The sequence below is a fragment of the Vibrio sp. OPT46 genome (genome assembly GCF_015163535.1).
Taxonomy (GTDB): Bacteria; Pseudomonadota; Gammaproteobacteria; order Enterobacterales; family Vibrionaceae; genus Vibrio; species Vibrio alginolyticus.
On record NZ_JADDYG010000842.1, the window covers coordinates 49,201 to 68,308 of the forward strand.

Sequence of the window (19,108 nt, forward strand, 5' to 3'; positions counted from 1 at the left end):
CACCTTCGTAAGAGATGGCTATTTAAATTTGCCTCAACTTAAAAATTTGTTGCTTTATTTATATAAAGGATATTATCTCTAGCATCATAATAGTTCATGTTCTTTATTCTGACCTGTCTTTCCTAATTTATTTCTTAATAACCTTGTTATTCTCCATATGTAAGAGAGAATCAGGGCATAAGTAGCAAAGCAACCTATAAATAAACCAAACATAGTTGACTCAGGAATATTGGCGCTTTCCCCATAAATACCAAAAGCAGCAAATATAATTGCTATCGTGCATATTGCAACTAATGTTTGTCGAGAACTTAAGCCAAGACGTTGAAAAATATGATGCAAGTGTTCTCTGTCTGGTTTGAAAGGGGAGTCGCCTCGCCTGATTCTGCGAATCATTATTGCGGTCATGTCCATTAACGGAAGAGCAATTAGCCAAAGTGCTGTTACTGGTCGCATCAAGGGGGTTGACTGGTCAGTCTGACTGACGCCAAGAAGTAGCCAGATAACTGTAAAGCCAATCATCATGCTTCCAGCATCCCCCATAAATATCTTTCGTTCTCGTCCTAAAATACCAAGATTCATGAAAATATAAGGTAACATAGCGACAATAATAACTACGCATAAATACGCTGCGCCGTGCTGACTATCAACCTGTAGTAAATAAGCTAGAGCACCTAAGGTAACTATAGATAGCCCACCCAATAACCCATCAATCCCATCGACCATATTAAATGCATTAATCGCCCCAATTACGGCTGCGATTGTAACGAAACTGCCAAGCCAACCAAGTGAAATTGGTCCTAGTCCAAACATGTCGCCAAGACTATGTAGCTCTAGTCCAGCAACTTTCATCATAACCACAGATAAAACTGCTTGAACCCCCATACGGATCTTAAAGTTAAGATCGAACTTGTCATCAATTGCACCTACTACAGTTAAAGCAGAGATAGATAACAAATACAACCAGCTGTATTCGATAATTTCAGGCTTAAAAGTTAGGTATTGTGCTAAAACCAAGCATATTGATATGCCTCCAACGAGTGGAACGGCACCATTATGCAGTTTTCTTGAGTTGGGTTTGTCTACTAATCCAACTCTTTTTGCTACTTTACGCATAAGGAATAGCGTCGCAAATGATGAGAAAAAAACGAAACTGAGTTCTAAGAACATAAAAAGCCAACTTTATTGTGTATAATCGAGTGATTTTAGCCCAACTTCTAGCTTGGAAAAAGTTGTAATGTAGAAAAACTAAATATTGTTATTGGCTCGTCGCTCTTATGGGGGGGCTAGAACAATAGCGTAATGGTTGTGGGTTTGATATTATCCGGCACAAAAATAAATGAAGGATTAATCCATGAAAATTGCAGTTGCTGGGACCGGCTATGTTGGGCTGTCTAATGCCATGTTGTTAGCTCAAAATCACGAGGTGGTCGCTTTAGATATCATTTCTAAGAAGGTTGATTTACTGAACCAACGTAAGTCACCGATTGTTGATACCGAAATTGAACACTTTTTAGCGCATAAAGAGCTAAATTTTGTTGCAACAACGGATAAGCAGAAAGCTTACCAAAATGCAGAATACGTTGTTATCGCAACCCCTACAGATTATGATCCGCAAACTAATTACTTTAATACATCTTCTGTTGAAGCGGTGATTAAAGATGTTATGTCAATTAACCCTGAAGCAGTGATGGTGATTAAGTCAACTGTTCCTGTTGGCTATACAGCTCGAATCAAAGAAGAGTTGGGGTGTGAGAACGTAATTTTTTCTCCAGAGTTTCTTCGAGAAGGCAAAGCGCTTTATGATAACCTTCACCCATCCCGTATCATTGTGGGTGAACGCAGTGAACGTGCGGAAGAATTTGCTAGCTTGCTAGTGGAAGGGGCAGTAAAAGACGATATTCAAGTTCTTTTTACTGACTCTACAGAAGCTGAAGCAGTAAAACTGTTTTCAAACACCTACCTTGCAATGCGTGTTGCGTACTTTAATGAGCTGGATTCTTACGCAGAAGCTCACGGTTTAGATGCTCGTCAGATCATTGAAGGTGTCGGTTTAGATCCTCGCATTGGTAGTCATTACAACAACCCATCTTTCGGTTACGGCGGCTACTGCTTACCAAAAGATACCAAACAGCTTTTAGCAAACTATCAAGAAGTTCCGAACAATATTATTGGTGCTATCGTTGATGCTAACCGTACGCGAAAAGACTTTATCGCAGATTCAATCATTAGACGTCAGCCAAAAGTAGTAGGCGTGTATCGTTTGATCATGAAAGCTGGCTCAGACAACTTCCGTGCATCTTCAATTCAAGGCATTATGAAGCGTATTAAAGCAAAGGGTATAGAAGTTGTCGTTTATGAACCTGTGCTTCAAGAAGCTGAGTTTTTCCATTCACGTGTTGTGAAAGATCTGAATGAATTCAAAAAATGTTCGGATGTGATTATCTCTAACCGTATGGTCGAAGAGTTAGCAGATGTAGCTGAAAAAGTTTATACACGCGATCTATTTGGTAGTGACTAACCTCACACTTGATTAAGTTAAGCCAGTCTTGTTTGACTGGCTTTTGTTTCTTTAGGAATCGGTTAATTATGAAATACTTAGTAACTGGTGCTGCTGGTTTTATTGGTAGTGCAACAGCAGAGAAGCTAAATGCTGCAGGGCATGAAGTAGTGGGTATCGATAATCTAAATGATTACTACGATGTGAATTTGAAACATGCTCGACTCGCTCGTATTGAAAATCCACTGTTCAAATTTGTAAGTGTGGATATTGCAGATCGTGACGCGATGGAGAGGCTGTTTGCGACTGAGAAGTTTGATCGCGTTATCCATTTGGCTGCCCAAGCTGGAGTACGTTATTCACTAGAAAACCCACATGCTTATGCGGACTCAAACTTAGTTGGGCATCTCAATATTCTTGAGGGATGCCGTCAAAACAAAGTAAGCCATCTGGTATATGCGTCTTCGAGCTCAGTGTATGGGCTTAATGCAAAAGTTCCTTTTGCTACTTCAGATAGTGTTGACCATCCAGTATCACTTTATGCAGCAACGAAAAAGTCTAACGAGTTAATGGCTCATAGCTATTCTCATCTGTATGACATCCCAACAACAGGATTGCGCTTTTTCACAGTGTATGGTTCTTGGGGGCGTCCGGACATGGCCCCATTTATTTTCACTAAGAAAATTCTTGATGGCGATACTATCGATATCAATAATAATGGTGATATGTGGAGAGACTTCACCCATGTAGATGATATTGTTGAAGGTGTAGTTCGTATTGCAGACGTCTTACCAACTCGAAATGAAAGCTGGACTGTAGAATCTGGAACTCCAGCAAGCAGTTCTGCTCCATATTCGGTTTATAACATTGGTCATGGCTCTCCTATCAACTTGATGGACTTCGTTAAAGCGATTGAAGATGAGCTTGGTATAGAAGCGAAGAAAAACTTCCGCGAAATGCAGCCTGGGGATGTTTATCAAACTTATGCTGATACAGAAGATCTATTTACCGCTACTGGTTACAAACCAAGAGTAACAGTTAAAGAAGGCGTTGCAGAGTTTGTTTCTTGGTATAAAGAATTCTATAACAAGTAATACAAAACGAGGCGAAAGCCTCGTTTTTATGTCTAGCTAGGTATAAATCACAATGATTAAAAAATGTCTTTTCCCTGCAGCGGGTTACGGTACTCGTTTTCTACCTGCAACAAAATCTATGCCGAAAGAAATGATGCCGGTAGTTAACAAGCCATTGATTGAATATGGTGTTGAAGAAGCGATTGAAGCTGGCATGAATGGCATGTGCATTGTCACTGGTCGTGGCAAACACTCTTTGATGGACCACTTCGATAAAAACTATGAGTTGGAACATCAAATTTCAGGAACAAGCAAAGAAGCACTGTTGGACGATATCCGTTCTTTGATTGATTCAGCGAGTTACACATATATCCGTCAACGTGAGATGAAAGGTCTTGGGCATGCTATCTTGACTGGTCGTGAGTTGGTGGGTGATGAATCATTTGCTGTTGTACTAGCAGATGACCTCTGTGTGAATGAAGAGCAGGGCGTATTAGCGCAGATGGTTGAGCTGTACAAGCAGTTCCGTTGCTCAATTGTTGCGGTTCAAGAAGTACCAGAAATTGAAACCCATAAATACGGTGTGATCGCAGGTGAGATGATCAAAGATGACATCTTCCGAATCGACAATATGGTAGAAAAGCCAGAACCAGGCACAGCACCAAGTAATTTAGCAATTATTGGTCGCTATATCTTAACGCCAGATATTTTTGAGCTTATCGAAAATACAGAACCAGGCAAAGGTGGAGAAATCCAAATCACTGACGCATTGATGCAACAAGCGCAATCTGGTTGTGTGATTGCTTACAAATTTAAAGGTCAGCGTTTTGACTGCGGCAGTGTAGAAGGTTACATCGAGGCGACAAACTACTGCTACGAGAACCTATACAAAAAAGCGTCTAGTGCTGAGCTTGCTAAAACACCAACCGTAAAGGTTGCTGAACCAGTATAGTTGTTCAGGCTCGCTACCAATGTGCTTTAACATGGCTTTCTGACGTACAAAGCTTAGTTAAAGCACGTTGATATTCAAATTCTTATGCTGTTTTTACTGATTAACAATAAGTAAGAACTAGGTTGTATCGTTCTAATGTCGGCTGATATTAGTTTAATAAACCACCTCAATTCCTTCTGCTTCCAACTTCTCTCCTAACTCTTTTTTTGCTTCTTTCTCTCCATGTATCAAATGCACGGCTTTTGGTTGTGTTGGAATCCCAGTAACAAACTTCAATAAATCGCTTTGGTCTGCATGTGCAGAATATCCAGAGATGGTATGGATCTGCGCGTTGGCTTCGATTGGTTGGTTATCGATATCCACCGTGTGGCTGCCTGATTGGATTTCTTGACCTAAGGTTCCTTGCGCTTGATAGCCCGCAAACAACACATCATTTCTTCCGTCTGGCAAGAGTGCTTTTAAGTAATTGACGATTCTTCCTCCTTCGCACATACCGGATGCCGCGACGACAATTGCAGGCTCATCGGTGGAGGCTAGTCGATTCACTAATGCTTGATGTTCTCGATGGTTTTCTACAGTAATGCATTGTTCAAAAGCGAGGGGATGACGATGATTGTTGAGCTTGTGCTTTGCTTCTTTTCCCCACAGTTTTTTGAAACGGCGGTAGGTCTTCGTGACTCTTTTCGCAAGCGGTGAGTCTAGGATAATTGGCAAAGAAGACGACAAGTCGCGTTGGTGAATCAGCTGTTCAATATCGAATAACAGTTCCTGCGTACGTCCTACGCTGAAAGCTGGGATCAGAATTACACCACCGTCTTGCAGTGCGTGATCGATAATGGCGTTCAAGCGCTCAGTTCGAGTTGCAATGTCTTCATGCTCTTTGTTGCCGTATGTGGACTCGATGAACAAATAGTCGGCACGCTTTGGCGGCTTTGGATCGGGTAAGAGCGGGGTATTGGACGGACCTAGATCGCCGGAAAATACGATGATTTCATGATTGGGGAGTTTGAATTCCACGTAAGCGGAACCAAGAATGTGCCCCGCAGGCTGAAAGCGCAGGTAACATTGTTTACCAAGTGGCAGCCATTGTTGGTAGTCATGGGGTCTTAGCTGTTTTTTAATAACATTGAGGACTTGTTGACGCTGGTGGAAGTTCAAACCCAGTTGCAGCTTTAGTCCGTCTTCTAACATGAGCGGTACCAGTTCGGCTGTTGCTTTGGTGCAGTAGATGGAGCCTTTAAATCCAGCAGCCAGTAACCAAGGTAGGCGTCCGATATGGTCGATATGAGCATGGGTGAGGACTAATGCTTTGATGTGTTTAACCGGAAACTCAATATCCAATGATGCCCTACGGTTGCCAAAATGGATGTCTTTGCCTTGGAAGAGTCCGCAATCGATCAAGATGCTGCCGTGTGGCAGTTGCAATTCATGACAAGAGCCAGTGACGGTATGTTTCCCGCCATGGTGAATCACACTTGCGATGTCTGATATTGGGGTTGTCATGTCGATTGCTCCTCCTTGAACAAGCATAGGTAACTATAAATCCAGAGGGCAGGGTAAGTGAATAGAGTTCGTTGGTTGGATGGAATTAAGTAGGAATAATCGGAAGTGCGATTGGGTTCTTTGTTTTGATGTAAGGCGTTTTTCGTTACTTAACTTTCGGTTTTACACATGTGGTAATTAGATTCCTGATGTCGCTTGGGCTCCTCGGAATGATAGACTGACTAGATCGTAAGCAAACAAAAAGGGATGCGTGATGCATCCCTTTTTGTTTCTGCTTAGTAAAAAGCGAAATTAAGCTTTAGCTGCTGCCGCTGCTTTAGCGATAGCTACGAAGCTCTTAGCGTCTAGAGAAGCGCCGCCAACTAGAGCACCGTCGATGTCAGGTTGTGAGAAGTAAGCTTCTGCGTTTTCTGGTTTAACAGAACCGCCGTATTGGATGATTACTTGTGCTGCAACTGCTTCGTCTTTCGCTGCGATTAGTGCGCGGATAGAAGCGTGGATGCGTTGTGCATCTTCAGCTGTTGCTGCTTTACCAGTACCGATAGCCCAGATTGGTTCGTAAGCGATGATTGCGCCGTTTAGAGCTTCAACACCGTAAGTGTCGATAACTGCGTTGATTTGACGTGCACATACTGCTTCAGTTTCGCCAGCTTCGTTTTGAGCTTCAGATTCACCGATACAGAAAACAGGCGTTAGGCCGTTTTCTTTTAGGAAGTTGAATTTCTTCGCGATAAACTCGTCAGATTCGTTGTGGTATTCACGACGCTCTGAGTGACCGATGATGATGTGAGAAGCACCGAAGTCTTTCAGCATTTCTGGAGACATGTCGCCAGTGAAAGCACCGCTGTTGTTTAGATCAGTGTTTTGTGCACCTAGGATAACTTTGTTACCGCCTTCAGCGATTACGCGCTCTGCTAGATCGATGTAAAGAGCTGGTGGAGCTACTGCTACGTCTACACCTTCAACGCCTTCAAGCTCAGCGTTAATACCTGTTAGTAGCTCAGTTACCATTGCTTTGCTACCGTTTAGTTTCCAGTTACCCATCACTACAGGACGACGCATAGGAATATCTCCCTTATTTTTAATGTAAATAGTCTATTAATGTAAAAAATCTACGTAGGAATATAACAGAATAATGTGAACAGATCATGATTGGCGTCATGTCTTATTCGGCTTTCTTCATCTGGTCGGTGCTGCATTTGTTCTGTTATTTTTGTCAAAAGCAATCGATTGGTGATCGCGTAGACAGAATGATAGTCCATTCCTCGGAAATTGCCGCTTAGATTGGTATTACTACGCGCTGGAATTAATTGTTGTAGAAAGGAATCAAAATGCCAAATCTCGTTTTAGAGTATTCAAACTCGGTGGAGGAACGCGTCAATGTTCAGGGGTTGCTGGAGGATTTACATAAAACGGCGTTAGAAAGTGGCCTTTTTGAACTCGCGTCAGTGAAATCTAGAACGCTCCGGTGCCACAATTGGTTAATAGGAGAGGAGGGTGATAGCCTCGACTTTATCCATATCAACTTTGATTTGTTATCTGGTCGCTCCCAAGAACAAAAGCGAGAACTGTCACGATCCTTGATGGCGACACTTCAAGAGCAAGCCAGTCACGTGCACAGTTTAACGGTCAATATCAGAGACATGGATATAGATAGCTTCCAAAAGGTAGTGAACTAGGTTGCGCTGGATTGCCCGAGAATAGCGAGGGGTTATTGTTACGAATTCTCAGCCTGGCTCTGCTTGTTGTAAGGTCGTTGTGGGCACCCAAGCTATCGGTGTCCTTTCCAAACTATATCGACTGGGCTAATCTATAACCTTTCTACTTTGGGGTAAAATTTGATGTCGACTAAAGAGTTACTGTTTTCTTTTCAAGGACGTATAAACCGTAAAACCTACTGGATTTGGAACGTCATTTACTATGTGTCCATTCTAGGCTTTGGTGCCGGTATCAGCCAACTGCTTCCTACTCTCTCCTATGTGCTTCTTCCTATTTTCTTGGTGGTTCTGTTGATCCCTGATTTGGCGATCACCACCAAGCGTTGGCACGACCGCAACAAATCGATCTATTGGCTAGCACTGAATATTCCGTTGATTATCGGACGAATTGCCACGCCAATGACCAGCCCTGCCGCGCAAGAGCCGTCGACCCCACAGATGTTCGTTGCTTCCATTTCTCTGATTTGTGGTTTATGGATTCTAATTGAATGTGGTTTCTTAAAGGGAACATCAGGACCAAACCAATATGGCCCTGAGCCGGAGTAATCGCCTCAAGTATCGTGCGTGCTGAAAGTAGATTCTTGGTCTCGCTGAGGCTCGCTAGAATGACGAATTCTTTTGATTTAGAGGCTGTTAAACTCACCGTCATTCTGAACTGCGAGGGACGAGCGTGATTCAGAATCTATCGTCCGCTTGAGCAGTGTTTAAGCTGAGCGGAAAAGAATAGGAGCTTGCTGTTACTAGATTCTTAGTCTCGCTGAGGCTCGCTAGCATGACGAACTCTTTTGATGTAGAGGCTATTAAAGCCACCGTCATTCTGAACAGCGAGGAACGAGGTGATTCAGAATCTATCATCCGGTTGAGCAGTGGCTAAGCTGAGTGTGAAAGAGTAGGAGTTTGCTGTTACCAGATCCTTAGTCTCGCTAAGGCTCGCTAGAATGACGAACTCTTTTGATTTAGAGGCTGTCAAACTCACCGTCATTCTGAACTACGAGGGACGAGCGTGATTCAGAATCTATCGTCCGGTTGAGCAGTGGTTAAGCTGAGCGGGAAAGAATAGGAGCTTGCTGTTACTAGATTCTTAGTCTCGCTAAGGCTCGCTAGAATGACGATCCTTTTTGGTTTGGAGGCTGTTAAAGTCATCGTCATTCTGAACTGCGAGGGACGAGCGTGATTCAGAATCTATCGTCCGCTTGACGGGAAAGAATAGGAGCTTGCTGTTACTAGACTCTTAGTCTCGCTGAGGCTCGCTAGAATGACGAACTCTTTTGATATGGAGACTGTTAAAGCCATCATCATTCTGAGCTGCGAGGAATGAGCGTGATCCAGAATCTATCGTCCGGTTGAGCAGTGGTTAAGCTGAGTGTGAAAGAGTAGGAGCTTGCTGATACCAGATTCTTAGTTTCGCTACAGCTCGATTGAGTGACGAGCTCCTTTGATTTAGAGTCTGTGAAAGCCATCGTCATTCTGAATAACGAAGCACGAGTGTGATTCAGAATCTACGCACAGAGCGCTCCGAGTTTGAACTGAGCGATTGAATTACAATGGAAAAGTAACAGCGAATAATGAAGGAGAATGAATCATCGATAAGACACCTTGCGTTTATATCCTAACGTCAAATAACAACGCTGTTCTCTACATAGGTGTTACCAGTCAGCTGCCCCAAAGAATATGGCAACATAAAAATGGAGTAGTGGAAGGATTTACTAAGAAATACAACGTTCATAAGCTCGTTTACTTTGAGTTATTCGACGATATCGCTAATGCTATAAACCGAGAAAAGCAGCTCAAGCAGTGGAAGCGTGAGTGGAAGTTAGCCTTGGTAAGAGAAACGAACCCTAACTTTCTCGATCTATCTACTGAGTATCAGTAAAAATCATCCCTATCTTTAAACGCATTTAAGCTAACCACATCCGCTTTTTGTGTCGGTGCCGCTTCCCCTTCTAGCGCTGCTTTGAACTTTACGACCTGTTTTTGCAACTCGTTCATCAATACCACATTGGTGTGATGAGGGTTTTTACACGTGCTGATGACTCTATCAATGTGGCTTTGTTGAGCCCACAATCTTTCTTTCATATCTTCTGATGCGCTTTCGATCATCTCTTTCGCCATCTCATGACGAAATTGCTCAAAAGCTTCTGGGTCTCGCTCTGCCATTCGAACCATTTCATCGAATGGAGGAAGCGTTTGGGGTGGGATATGACGTAGAGTAGACATCGATGCTCTCCAAATCCTTATGGAAATTGCCTTTAGTTACTAAAAGCCTATACCACTAGAAAGAGGAGAGAGGATGAATTCTTCAGCCGTCTCACTTATAAGAGAAGCTTTCAAGCTTGAGATTGAATAAGTGCGGCATGTCGATGTTTGGTTGTGGTGGTTACTGCAGTTGTTGGATGCGGTAAACGCAGCGTCTTTGGCCACTAATGATGTGTTCGGTACGCTCTACTTTGGTGTCACGTCCAAGTAAAGACTGAAAGACACTTAATTCTGATTGGCACAAGCTTGGGCAGCGAGTTGCGGCTTTACAAATCGGACAGTGATTTTCGATCAAGATGAATCCGTTCTCATCTTTCTCGAGCTCTGCCATATAGCCTTCTTGCTCTCTTAATGTGACGAGTGTTTCTAGTTTGCTTTGCAGAGAGTCGCATTGCTCAAGATGCTGACGATAACTTTGTAACGTGAGTTTTTCCCTCTCTGATGTGACTTTTTCCAGTCCATCTTTGCCAAAGATATGTTCGACAGCTTCTATAAACTGAATGGTCAACTCACCGTGACGGTCAGCAAATTGCTCATGACCTTTTTGAGTGAGAGACCAATGACGAGCAGGGCGACCAACTTTTACTTTTACGTCATGGATAGACAGGATGCCATCATCTTCTAAACTCTGCAGGTGCTGACGCGCCCCCATGGTTGTCATACCTAGCTCAGAAGAGAGTTGTTTTGCAGTGACGGAGCCATCACGCTTAACGATTTGCAATATCCTATCTACGGTCTTCATATACCCACCATTTATACGTCAGTACATATTATGCGCGATAGGGTTAGTAAAGAAAAGTGTTGACTTAATTTGAGTGTGGCTTTGTAGGGGCTATGTTCATATGAGCCAAGATATGTCGTCATTCAGAACAGCGAGAAACGAGGTGATTCAGAATCTATCGTCCGGTTGAGCAGTGGTTAAGGTGACCAGGAAAGAATAGGAGCTTGTTACCACTAGATTCTTAGTCTCGCTGGAACTGGCTAGAATGACGAGTTCTTTTGATTTAGAGCTTATTAAAGTCACCGTAATTCTGAACAACGAGGAACGAGTGTAATTCAGAACCTACTGTCCGGCTGTGCAGTGGCTAAGTTGAGCGGGAAAGAAGCGGAGTTTGCTGTTACCAGATTCTTAGTCTCGCTGGAGCTCGCTAGAATGACGAGTTTTTTCGATTTAGAGCTTGCTATGGTAGCGGTCATTCTGAACAGCGAGGAACGAGGTGATTCAGAATCTATCTTCCGGTTGAGCAGTGGTTAAGGTGACCAGCAAAGAATAGGAGCCTGCTGTTACCAGATTCTTAGTCTCGCTGGAGCTGGCTAGAATGACGAGTTCTTTTGATTTAGAGCTTATTAAAGTCACCGTCATTCTGAACAACGAGGAACGAATGTGATTCAGAATCTATTGCCCGTTGTGCGGAAAGAAAGGCTCAAACTCAGACTGAGCGAGAGCCTCGAGAAATGCTTAAAGAATAATATCACGCACTTCTGGATCTTTACGATCTAAGTAGTGAGTCGATTTGATGCGGCGAATAGTTCGGCATCGACCGCGTACGAGCAGCGTTTCTGTGGTTGCAATATTGCCTTGACGAGAGATACCTTCCAGCAAGTCACCTTTAGTGATGCCTGTAGCTGAAAATACCACATTGTCGCTACGAGCCATGTCTTCCATTTTGAGGACAACATTCGCTTTTACGCCCATTTCATCGCAGCGTTTTAGTTCATCTACACCGTAAATGCGGTTTTCTTCAGTATCGCCTTTTACCTCATGACGAGGAAGCAGGCGACCGTGCATGTCACCGTCTAGCGCTCGAATTACCGCTGCTGATACAACCCCTTCTGGCGCACCGCCAATACAGTACATCATGTCCACTTCACTGTCTGGCATACAAGTTAGAATAGAGGCAGCGACGTCACCATCAGGCACCGCAAAAACACGTACGCCCATTGCTTGCATTTCTGCAATAACGTCATTGTGGCGAGGTTTCGCAAGGGTAATAACGACTAGGGTATCAAGTGGCTTGTTCAGGGCTTTTGCTACGTTCTCTAGGTTTTCTTTTAACGGCTTTTCTAAGTCAATTACGCCTTTTGCACCAGGGCCAACAACCAGTTTTTCCATGTACATATCTGGCGCTTTAAGAAAGCTGCCTTTCTCACCTGCGGCAAGTACGGCTAGTGCGTTCGATTGTCCCATTGCCGTCATACGCGTCCCTTCAATCGGGTCGACTGCAATATCTACTTCATCACCACCAATACCCACTTGCTCACCAATGTACAGCATTGGCGCATCATCGATTTCACCCTCACCAATGACAATTTCACCACTGATATCTGTTTTGTTCAGTAGCGTGCGCATAACTTCAACAGCTGCGCCATCGGCTGCGTTTTTATCGCCACGGCCAAGCCATTTGTAACCAGCCAGAGCTGCACCTTCAGTCACACGGGAAAATGCCATTGCTAAATCGCGTTTCATGATGTCTCCAAGTAAGCAAGAGGGAAGAAGAATTTGCGCGGCGATTCTATCACAAGGTCGAGTAAACGTTTGCCTTTTTGCGAGGCTTTTACTTTATCTAACTTGAATTTGATCAATACTTAGGGCGATTTTCAGCGTAGCGAGACGCAAAATCCTTGCTCAAAAATGCTTCGGCGACAAGAAAAGTCAGCGTTTAGTGAGATTGCGCTGATTTTTTGACCGAATGATGCAAAATATCGAATATAGTGAGTGTTTCTCATCGCGACGCTGAGTAGAATGAACCTTATATAGGTTAGGTGTGCATCAATCTCGCACATCGTCCCAACGGAATAACATAGGTAGGCCAAGATGTCTTTTGAAGTACTAGAACAACTAGAATCTAAAATTCAAACTGCAGTTGACACAATCACTCTTCTTCAGATGGAAGTCGAAGAGCTGAAAGAAGATAAAGCTAAACTTGCGGAAGAAGCGAACGAGCTTCGCTCTCAACGTGAAGAGCTAGAGCAAAAAGCACAACAAGCACAGCAAGAGCACGCACAATGGCAAGAGCGCATTCGTGCACTACTTGGCAAAATGGACGAAGTGGAATAATTCGGCTTCTTCATTCCAAATTAAAAACACCCGCGTTAAGCGGGTGTTTGTGTTTTAGGGAAGTAGAAAATGTTAAGACAAGGCTAGGCGCTAAGAGCCAAGAGAAGACCCTATAACTTAGGCGCCTAAGACTCGCTATGCTTCTTCATCCAACTCTAAATCAATATTCAATGGTTCAGGCGACAGGATAATTCCGGTGCTATCAGCATAAATATAATCTTCAGGTAAGAAGCTGACGCCGCCAAAGTTGACTGGTACATCCAATTCGCCAATACCTTGACTTGTCGCTCCAACAGGAATAGAAGCGAGGGCTTGAATGCCTAAGTTCATATCTTCAAGTTCATCTACTTCACGAACACAGCCGTAAACGACAATGCCTTCCCACTCGTTTTCTTCCGCAATGGTTGCGATTTCTGCATCGATAAGGGCTTTACGTAGGGAACCGCCACCGTCAATTAACAAAACGCGACCAAGTCCATCTTGCTCTAATGTCTCGCGGATCAACGAATTATCTTCAAAACACTTGATGGTGGTGATTTGCCCGGCAAATGAAGCGCGACCGCCAAAGTTACTGAACATTGGTTCAACCACATCTACCTGATCGAGGTAGATATCACAGAGTGCTGAGGTATTGTATTCCATAGCGTACCTTTCTAAACAGAAATTGGTTGTCTTTGAGTATATCTAGGCATTAAGTCAATGCAATGACAATCCTTTTTTAACTTACTAGAGTTTGAGCTACCACAATTGTTGCAAACAAAACGTTGGTGACTAGAGAGCATTTCACGATGACTGGCATCATTGGTGCTATTTGAGCAGGCTTTTGTGTATGCCAAACCGCTTTACCATGATCGGCCACGAAATAAATACTAAGTAAGAATGGCAAGCTAATCCAAACGGGTTTGTCTTGAATTAACAAGTAAGCCGCAAAGGCAAGGATAGCTCCGCCAAGTAAAATAAAGTGGTACTGTTTGGCTTTACGTTGACCTAAGCGTACCGCCACCGTGCGTTTACCACACTCTCGGTCGTTCTCTATATCACGCATATTGTTGATATTGAGTACTGCAACGGCGAGTAAACCGCAGCCTAAAGCAGGTAAGAATAGCGTGGTGTCTACGTGACCGGTATGCAAGAAGTAGGTACCGGATACGCCGAGTAAACCAAAAAACAAGAACACTGATATATCGCCAAGCCCCACGTAACCGTATGGTTTGCTACCCATGGTATAAGCAATGGCGGCGAGAATGGCCAAAATTCCCAGCCCGATAAAAGTAACAATGCTTTCCAGTGAACTTAGTGAATAGAAAACCAACACCAAGCCTGAAATGGCGGTCAGAACGATGTTAAAGATAATCGCTTGTTTCATCTGTTTAGCACTTACCGCGCCTGACTGCATCGCTCGTAATGGGCCGAGGCGTTTGTCGTTATCTGTACCTTGAACGGCATCGCCATAGTCGTTTGCCAGGTTGGACAGAATTTGCAGCAATGTCGCGGTTACGAAAGCCATGATGGCAATCGTCAGTGAGAAATGACCCGCCGAGTAGGCGAGTACGCTACCTGTTAAGATAGAGACCAATGCCAGAGGTAATGTTTTTGGACGAGCGGCTTCAAGCCAGATCTGTAGAGATTGTTTCATGGAAATTTCGTGCTAGTAACCAATGTGCCCAGTATAAGCACAAAGAGGCAGATACGCTATTGACCTAAAACAACTCAACTAGAAGTCAAAGGGTGATTCAGAATCTATCATCCGGTTGTGCAGTGGTGAAGGTGAGTGGGAAAGAAAGGCGTCTGCTGTTAGCAGATTCTTAGTCTCGCTTAAGCTCGCTAGAATGACGAGAGCTTTTGATCTAGATGTTGTCTAAGTCACCGTCATTCTGAACAGCGAGGAACGAGTGTGATTCAGAATCTATCATCCGATTGTGAAGTGTTGTGGTGAGAGAGAAAGAATAGGCGTTTGCTGTTAGCAGATTCTTAGTCTCGCTTAAGCTCGCTAGAATGACGAGAGCTTTTGATCTAGATGTTGTCTAAGTCACCGTCATTCTGAACAGCGAGGAACGAGTGTGATTCAGAATCTATCATCCGATTGTGAAGTGTTACGGTGAGAGAGAAAGAATAGGCGTCTGCTGTTACTAGATTCTTAGTCTCGCTTGAGCTCGCTAGAATGACGAGATCTTTTTTGATTTAGGTGTTGTCACAGTAACCGTCATTCTGAACAGCGAGGAACGAGGTGATTCAGAATCTATCGTCCCAATAGTGCCGTGGTTAAGGTGAGTTGGAAAGAATAGGCGTCTGCTGTTAGCAGATTCTTAGTCTCACTTGAGCTCGCTAGAATGACGAGAACTTTTGATTTAGGTGTTGTCACAGTGGCCGTCATTCTATACAAAAAGCCCAGAAACAAGGTTCTGGGCTTTGGTAAAATAGATTGCGATTAAAGAATAAAGCGGCTTAGATCTTCATCTTCAATTGTGTCGCCTAAGCGTGCTTTCACATAAGCGGAATCAATAACGAATTTAGCGCCAGATTGCTCCGCTGCGTCGTAAGAGATTTCATCCATTAAGCGTTCCATAACGGTGTGTAAGCGACGAGCACCGATGTTTTCTGTGCTTTCGTTGACCGTCCATGCAGCTTCCGCGATTTGCGTGATACCGTCTTCTGTGAATTCGATGTCCACATCTTCCGTTTTCATCAACGCAACGTACTGCTCTGTTAGAGAGGCTTTTGGTTCTGTCAGAATGCGTTTGAAGTCGTTGCTGCTTAGTGCTTCTAGCTCAACGCGAATTGGTAGACGACCTTGCAATTCTGGGATCAAGTCAGATGGTTTTGCCACTTGGAATGCACCAGATGCAACAAACAGAATGTGGTCTGTTTTTACCATGCCGTGCTTGGTTGATACCGTGCTGCCTTCAATCAATGGAAGTAGGTCGCGCTGAACACCTTCGCGTGAAACGTCTGGGCCTGAGCTCTCGCCGCGTTTACAGATCTTGTCGATCTCATCGATAAATACGATGCCGTTGTTTTCAACGTTGAAAATCGCTGCTTCTTTTAGCTCTTCTTGGTTTACCAGTTTCGCCGCTTCTTCTTCCGCTAACGCTTTCATTGCGTCTTTGATTTTCAGCTTACGTTTTTTCTTAGTGTCGCCTGCCAGGTTTTGGAACATGCCTTGCAGCTGGTTAGTCATCTCTTCCATACCAGGAGGCGCCATGATCTCTACGCCCATCTGCGGTGCGGCTACGTCGATTTCAATTTCTTTATCGTCTAGTTGGCCTTCACGCAGTTTCTTACGGAAGATCTGGCGAGTGTGAGAAGACTCTTCCGTTTGCTCTGCTTGACCCCAACTATCACGTGCTGGTGGCAGTAGCGCATCAAGAATACGTTCTTCCGCTTGCTCTTCTGCGCGGAATTTCACTTTCTCCATCGCTTGTTGATGCGTCATTTTCACAGCGACATCTGTTAGGTCACGGATGATGGTTTCAACTTCTTTACCAACGTAACCCACTTCGGTGAATTTTGTCGCTTCAACTTTGATGAAAGGGGCATTTGCCAGTTTTGCGAGGCGTCGTGCGATTTCAGTCTTACCAACACCAGTAGGACCAATCATCAAGATGTTTTTTGGCGTCACTTCGGCACGCAAGCTTTCTTCAAGCTGCATGCGGCGCCAGCGGTTACGAAGTGCAATCGCAACCGAACGCTTGGCTTTTTCTTGACCGATAATGTGGCGGTTCAATTCATGAACGATTTCGCGAGGCGTCATTTCAGACATATTCTTTCCTTACTTCGTTACGATTACGCGGTTGGTTTTTCAGGCTCTACTGTTGAGTCTAGCTCTTCTACCGTGTGGTGATGGTTAGTGAAGACACAAATATCACCCGCGATATTGAGAGCTTTTTCCGCGATCTCACGAGCATCTAGATCTGTGTTTTCTAGTAGGGCGGTTGCGGCAGCTTGTGCGTAAGCACCACCAGAGCCAATCGCAATCAGGTCATGTTCTGGCTGTACGACATCACCATTACCGGTAATGATTAACGATGCGGTTTCGTCGGCAACGGCAAGTAAGGCTTCGAGCTTGCGCAAAGCACGATCGCTACGCCAGTCTTTAGCTAGCTCAACTGCCGCTTTGGTTAGGTGACCTTGGTGCATTTGCAGTTTGCTTTCGAAGCGCTCAAAAAGGGTGAAGGCATCCGCAGTACCGCCGGCAAAGCCCGCTAGTACTTGGTTGTTGTACAGGCGGCGAACTTTGCGCGCATTACCTTTCATTACGGTATTGCCTAGAGATACTTGGCCATCACCCGCGATGACGACTTTATTATTTCGACGTACAGATACAATGGTAGTCACAGTCGACCTCTTGATTATTTCTCTTTGGATTTAATTCAGTATATGGGGGAGGAGAAATGGGGATTCAAGGGGGCAAAAAGAAAGGCCCTAGGATCTTAGCTCCTAGGGCCTGAGTTTAAAGATTTTCTTTCCAAATCGCACACGGCTCGATTTTCGCGCGTTGCAGTTTATGACGGTCACGTTCTGCATCACGTTTGAACTTATACGGACCTAGCACCACGCGATACCATGAACTGCCTTCTTTCTTACGAATCTTGCTCGACATCCCTTGGAACGCGATTGCAAGCTTACGCTCTTCGGCTTGTGCCTGGGTTTTGTACGCGCCACACTGCATGATGTAAGGAATTTTAGAAACTTCAATTTCTTTGGCCACAACTTCAACTTCACGTTTCGGTAGTGACTCAACATATTCCCATTTTTCTTCTGGTGGTGGCGGCAAGTCTTTTTTCGGCTTTGGTTTGCTTACAGTGGTTGTTGGCTGCTTCACGACTGGTTGTTTAGGTTCTGGGTCACTACTCAAAAGGTAAAGACCATAGCCAAAACCGCCCACGAGCAAGATAGCGAGCAGGCCACTGCGCCAAGGTTTTTTTCTTTTCGGCGGCTGTTTTTTTGTCGACTTTTTTGGGGCGCCTCGCCCTCGTCTTACATAATCTCTATTTGCCACGGTTATTTCTGGTCATCAAGGATTCTTGCAAATATGTTAATCCAGAACGAGTTGAGAAAACACCCTATTGATAGAATCTTGATAGCTAAAGCGCGACAACGCCCGAGTGTAGGAGTGTGTTTCCGTTCTCACTTACATTTATTCAGGGATACACAAAAAGCAGGAGGGGTAAATAAAAAAGCGGCGCCTTAGCACCGCTTTGGGGATGAATACCTAATCTTTAGGTTAAGGGCGCTGTGGTGGCGCTGCACTTCCACGAATGACGAGATTAGTTTCAAGCAGACGCGAGCCTGAATGCACGTCGTGGCCTTTTAACATCTCGAGCATCATTAGCATCGCTTGTCGACCAATCTCATAGCGAGGTTGAGAGATGGTGGTCAACGGTGGATCGCAGTACTGAGCGAAGTTAATGTCATCAAAGCCCACAACAGAGAGATCTTGCGGTACTCGTAAGCCAAGCTTTTTCGCTTCTTGAATTGCGCCGATGGCCATTGTGTCACAGTGACAGAAAATAGCCGTTGGTGGTTCTGGCAATTCGAGCAGTTTACGAACGGCTTTTGCTCCGCCATCAAAAGAGAACTCAGTAATGACACTATATTGTGGATCTTTATTGATGCCGGCACGGCGCAGGGCTTGTTGGTAGCCTTGCTGGCGGAACTGACACAATATTGCTGTATCTGGTCCAGAGATTTGAGCAATGCGTTTATGACCTAATTGAGTCAGGTAGTTCACCGCTTCAAATGCTGAGGTCAGGTTATCAATATGTACTGTCGGAAGCTCGAGCTCTGGCGCAAATTCACACGCCATTACCATCGGAGGTAAGTTCTTTTGCTCTGGCTTACTGACATCGAATGGTAGATCTGTACCAAGCAGTAGCATTCCATCTGCCTGCTTAGTAAATACGAGGTTTACGAAAGAGCTTTCGCGTTTCTTCTGTTGTCCGCTATCGCCCAGCAGGACTAGATAGCCATGTTCCATGGCTGCATCTTCAATACCGCGAATAATTTCAGAAAAATAAGGATCACAGATGTCGGGAACGATAGTAACAATGG

General features: G+C 44.3%; 19 protein-coding genes. 7 read left to right on the plus strand and 12 right to left on the minus strand.

Translation table 11 applies throughout. From position 1 onward, the window contains the following. Positions 1-84: 84 nt before the first annotated feature. Positions 85-1,167 (minus strand): UDP-N-acetylglucosamine--undecaprenyl-phosphate N-acetylglucosaminephosphotransferase, encoded by a 1,083-nt coding sequence (gene wecA / locus IQR33_RS29490; RefSeq protein ID WP_193837523.1) that lies wholly within the window; start codon positions 1,165-1,167, stop codon positions 85-87. A 184-nt stretch (positions 1,168-1,351) separates the two neighbouring features. Here wecA and IQR33_RS29495 point away from each other — a divergent pair, with 184 nt between their 5' ends. The 3 genes from IQR33_RS29495 (at position 1,352) to galU (ending at position 4,522) form a co-directional block, all read left to right on the plus strand. Continuing rightward, positions 1,352-2,518 (plus strand): nucleotide sugar dehydrogenase, encoded by a 1,167-nt coding sequence (locus IQR33_RS29495; RefSeq protein ID WP_193837524.1) that lies wholly within the window; start codon positions 1,352-1,354, stop codon positions 2,516-2,518. 68 nt (positions 2,519-2,586) lie between these two features. Continuing rightward, a complete protein-coding gene (locus tag IQR33_RS29500) occupies positions 2,587-3,591 on the plus strand; it encodes an NAD-dependent epimerase (RefSeq protein ID WP_193837525.1) in 1,005 nt (334 codons plus the stop codon). A 52-nt stretch (positions 3,592-3,643) separates the two neighbouring features. Further along, complete coding sequence (gene galU / locus IQR33_RS29505) at positions 3,644-4,522, plus strand: UTP--glucose-1-phosphate uridylyltransferase GalU (protein ID WP_193837526.1); 879 nt, start codon at positions 3,644-3,646, stop codon at positions 4,520-4,522. Between the two features lie 153 nt (positions 4,523-4,675). Here the strand turns inward: galU and IQR33_RS29510 are convergent, their stop codons facing one another. Together IQR33_RS29510 and tpiA are read right to left on the minus strand one after the other, a co-directional pair. Continuing rightward, positions 4,676-6,025 (minus strand): MBL fold metallo-hydrolase RNA specificity domain-containing protein, encoded by a 1,350-nt coding sequence (locus IQR33_RS29510; protein WP_193837527.1) that lies wholly within the window; start codon positions 6,023-6,025, stop codon positions 4,676-4,678. A 291-nt stretch (positions 6,026-6,316) separates the two neighbouring features. Continuing rightward, complete coding sequence (gene tpiA / locus IQR33_RS29515; RefSeq protein ID WP_005428123.1) at positions 6,317-7,087, minus strand: triose-phosphate isomerase; 771 nt, start codon at positions 7,085-7,087, stop codon at positions 6,317-6,319. A gap of 269 nt (positions 7,088-7,356) precedes the next feature. Between tpiA and IQR33_RS29520 the strand changes: the two genes are divergently transcribed. The 3 genes from IQR33_RS29520 (at position 7,357) to IQR33_RS29530 (ending at position 9,616) form a co-directional block, all read left to right on the plus strand. Next, positions 7,357-7,704, plus strand: coding sequence for a 5-carboxymethyl-2-hydroxymuconate Delta-isomerase (locus IQR33_RS29520; RefSeq protein WP_053303354.1), 348 nt, complete (start codon positions 7,357-7,359; stop codon positions 7,702-7,704). A gap of 162 nt (positions 7,705-7,866) precedes the next feature. Beyond that, complete coding sequence (locus tag IQR33_RS29525; RefSeq protein ID WP_005384868.1) at positions 7,867-8,289, plus strand: DUF805 domain-containing protein; 423 nt, start codon at positions 7,867-7,869, stop codon at positions 8,287-8,289. Positions 8,290-9,349: 1,060 nt separating this feature from the next. Continuing rightward, the gene (locus tag IQR33_RS29530) at positions 9,350-9,616 is read left to right on the plus strand and encodes a GIY-YIG nuclease family protein (protein WP_372081343.1); all 267 of its coding nucleotides are present in this window, start codon (positions 9,350-9,352) and stop codon (positions 9,614-9,616) included. Here IQR33_RS29530 and IQR33_RS29535 read toward each other — a convergent pair. From IQR33_RS29535 to glpX, 3 genes are all read right to left on the minus strand, one after another. Next, on the minus strand, positions 9,610-9,960 hold the full coding sequence (locus IQR33_RS29535) for a DUF3135 domain-containing protein (protein WP_176311254.1): 351 nt from the start codon (positions 9,958-9,960) through the stop codon (positions 9,610-9,612). The genes IQR33_RS29530 and IQR33_RS29535 overlap by 7 nt on opposite strands. Positions 9,961-10,120: 160 nt before the next feature. Next, a complete protein-coding gene (locus IQR33_RS29540; protein ID WP_005379532.1) occupies positions 10,121-10,741 on the minus strand; it encodes a helix-turn-helix transcriptional regulator in 621 nt (206 codons plus the stop codon). A gap of 717 nt (positions 10,742-11,458) precedes the next feature. After that, on the minus strand, positions 11,459-12,466 hold the full coding sequence (glpX, locus tag IQR33_RS29545) for a class II fructose-bisphosphatase (RefSeq protein WP_193837528.1): 1,008 nt from the start codon (positions 12,464-12,466) through the stop codon (positions 11,459-11,461). Positions 12,467-12,814: 348 nt separating this feature from the next. Here glpX and zapB point away from each other — a divergent pair, with 348 nt between their 5' ends. Further along, the gene (gene zapB / locus IQR33_RS29550) at positions 12,815-13,057 is read left to right on the plus strand and encodes a cell division protein ZapB (RefSeq protein ID WP_005379536.1); all 243 of its coding nucleotides are present in this window, start codon (positions 12,815-12,817) and stop codon (positions 13,055-13,057) included. 135 nt (positions 13,058-13,192) lie between these two features. Here zapB and rraA read toward each other — a convergent pair whose 3' ends face one another. From rraA to cytR, 6 genes are all read right to left on the minus strand, one after another. Continuing rightward, positions 13,193-13,699 (minus strand): ribonuclease E activity regulator RraA, encoded by a 507-nt coding sequence (gene rraA, locus IQR33_RS29555; RefSeq protein ID WP_005379537.1) that lies wholly within the window; start codon positions 13,697-13,699, stop codon positions 13,193-13,195. 76 nt (positions 13,700-13,775) lie between these two features. After that, positions 13,776-14,693, minus strand: a complete 918-nt coding sequence (locus tag IQR33_RS29560; protein WP_005383178.1) for a 1,4-dihydroxy-2-naphthoate polyprenyltransferase — start codon at positions 14,691-14,693, stop codon at positions 13,776-13,778. 792 nt (positions 14,694-15,485) lie between these two features. Further along, positions 15,486-16,817, minus strand: coding sequence for an HslU--HslV peptidase ATPase subunit (hslU, locus tag IQR33_RS29565; protein WP_025768349.1), 1,332 nt, complete (start codon positions 16,815-16,817; stop codon positions 15,486-15,488). 23 nt (positions 16,818-16,840) lie between these two features. Then, positions 16,841-17,392: an ATP-dependent protease subunit HslV gene (gene hslV / locus IQR33_RS29570; protein WP_005383176.1), complete on the minus strand. Its 552-nt coding sequence runs from the start codon at positions 17,390-17,392 to the stop codon at positions 16,841-16,843. Positions 17,393-17,507: 115 nt separating this feature from the next. After that, positions 17,508-18,056 (minus strand): cell division protein FtsN, encoded by a 549-nt coding sequence (ftsN, locus tag IQR33_RS29575; protein WP_047101882.1) that lies wholly within the window; start codon positions 18,054-18,056, stop codon positions 17,508-17,510. 225 nt (positions 18,057-18,281) lie between these two features. Next, positions 18,282-19,108 (minus strand): DNA-binding transcriptional regulator CytR (gene cytR, locus IQR33_RS29580; protein WP_228014219.1); only part of this gene is annotated, 827 nt, incomplete at its 5' end.

Coding starts and splice junctions, on each gene's coding strand:
- wecA (WP_193837523.1), bottom strand. CDS start 1,167: ATGTTCTTAGAACTCAGTTTCGTTTTTTTCTCATCATTTGCGACGCTA.
- IQR33_RS29495 (WP_193837524.1), top strand. CDS start 1,352: ATGAAAATTGCAGTTGCTGGGACCGGCTATGTTGGGCTGTCTAATGCC.
- IQR33_RS29500 (WP_193837525.1), top strand. CDS start 2,587: ATGAAATACTTAGTAACTGGTGCTGCTGGTTTTATTGGTAGTGCAACA.
- galU (WP_193837526.1), top strand. CDS start 3,644: ATGATTAAAAAATGTCTTTTCCCTGCAGCGGGTTACGGTACTCGTTTT.
- IQR33_RS29510 (WP_193837527.1), bottom strand. CDS start 6,025: ATGACAACCCCAATATCAGACATCGCAAGTGTGATTCACCATGGCGGG.
- tpiA (WP_005428123.1), bottom strand. CDS start 7,087: ATGCGTCGTCCTGTAGTGATGGGTAACTGGAAACTAAACGGTAGCAAA.
- IQR33_RS29520 (WP_053303354.1), top strand. CDS start 7,357: ATGCCAAATCTCGTTTTAGAGTATTCAAACTCGGTGGAGGAACGCGTC.
- IQR33_RS29525 (WP_005384868.1), top strand. CDS start 7,867: ATGTCGACTAAAGAGTTACTGTTTTCTTTTCAAGGACGTATAAACCGT.
- IQR33_RS29535 (WP_176311254.1), bottom strand. CDS start 9,960: ATGTCTACTCTACGTCATATCCCACCCCAAACGCTTCCTCCATTCGAT.
- IQR33_RS29540 (WP_005379532.1), bottom strand. CDS start 10,741: ATGAAGACCGTAGATAGGATATTGCAAATCGTTAAGCGTGATGGCTCC.
- glpX (WP_193837528.1), bottom strand. CDS start 12,466: ATGAAACGCGATTTAGCAATGGCATTTTCCCGTGTGACTGAAGGTGCA.
- zapB (WP_005379536.1), top strand. CDS start 12,815: ATGTCTTTTGAAGTACTAGAACAACTAGAATCTAAAATTCAAACTGCA.
- rraA (WP_005379537.1), bottom strand. CDS start 13,699: ATGGAATACAATACCTCAGCACTCTGTGATATCTACCTCGATCAGGTA.
- IQR33_RS29560 (WP_005383178.1), bottom strand. CDS start 14,693: ATGAAACAATCTCTACAGATCTGGCTTGAAGCCGCTCGTCCAAAAACA.
- hslU (WP_025768349.1), bottom strand. CDS start 16,817: ATGTCTGAAATGACGCCTCGCGAAATCGTTCATGAATTGAACCGCCAC.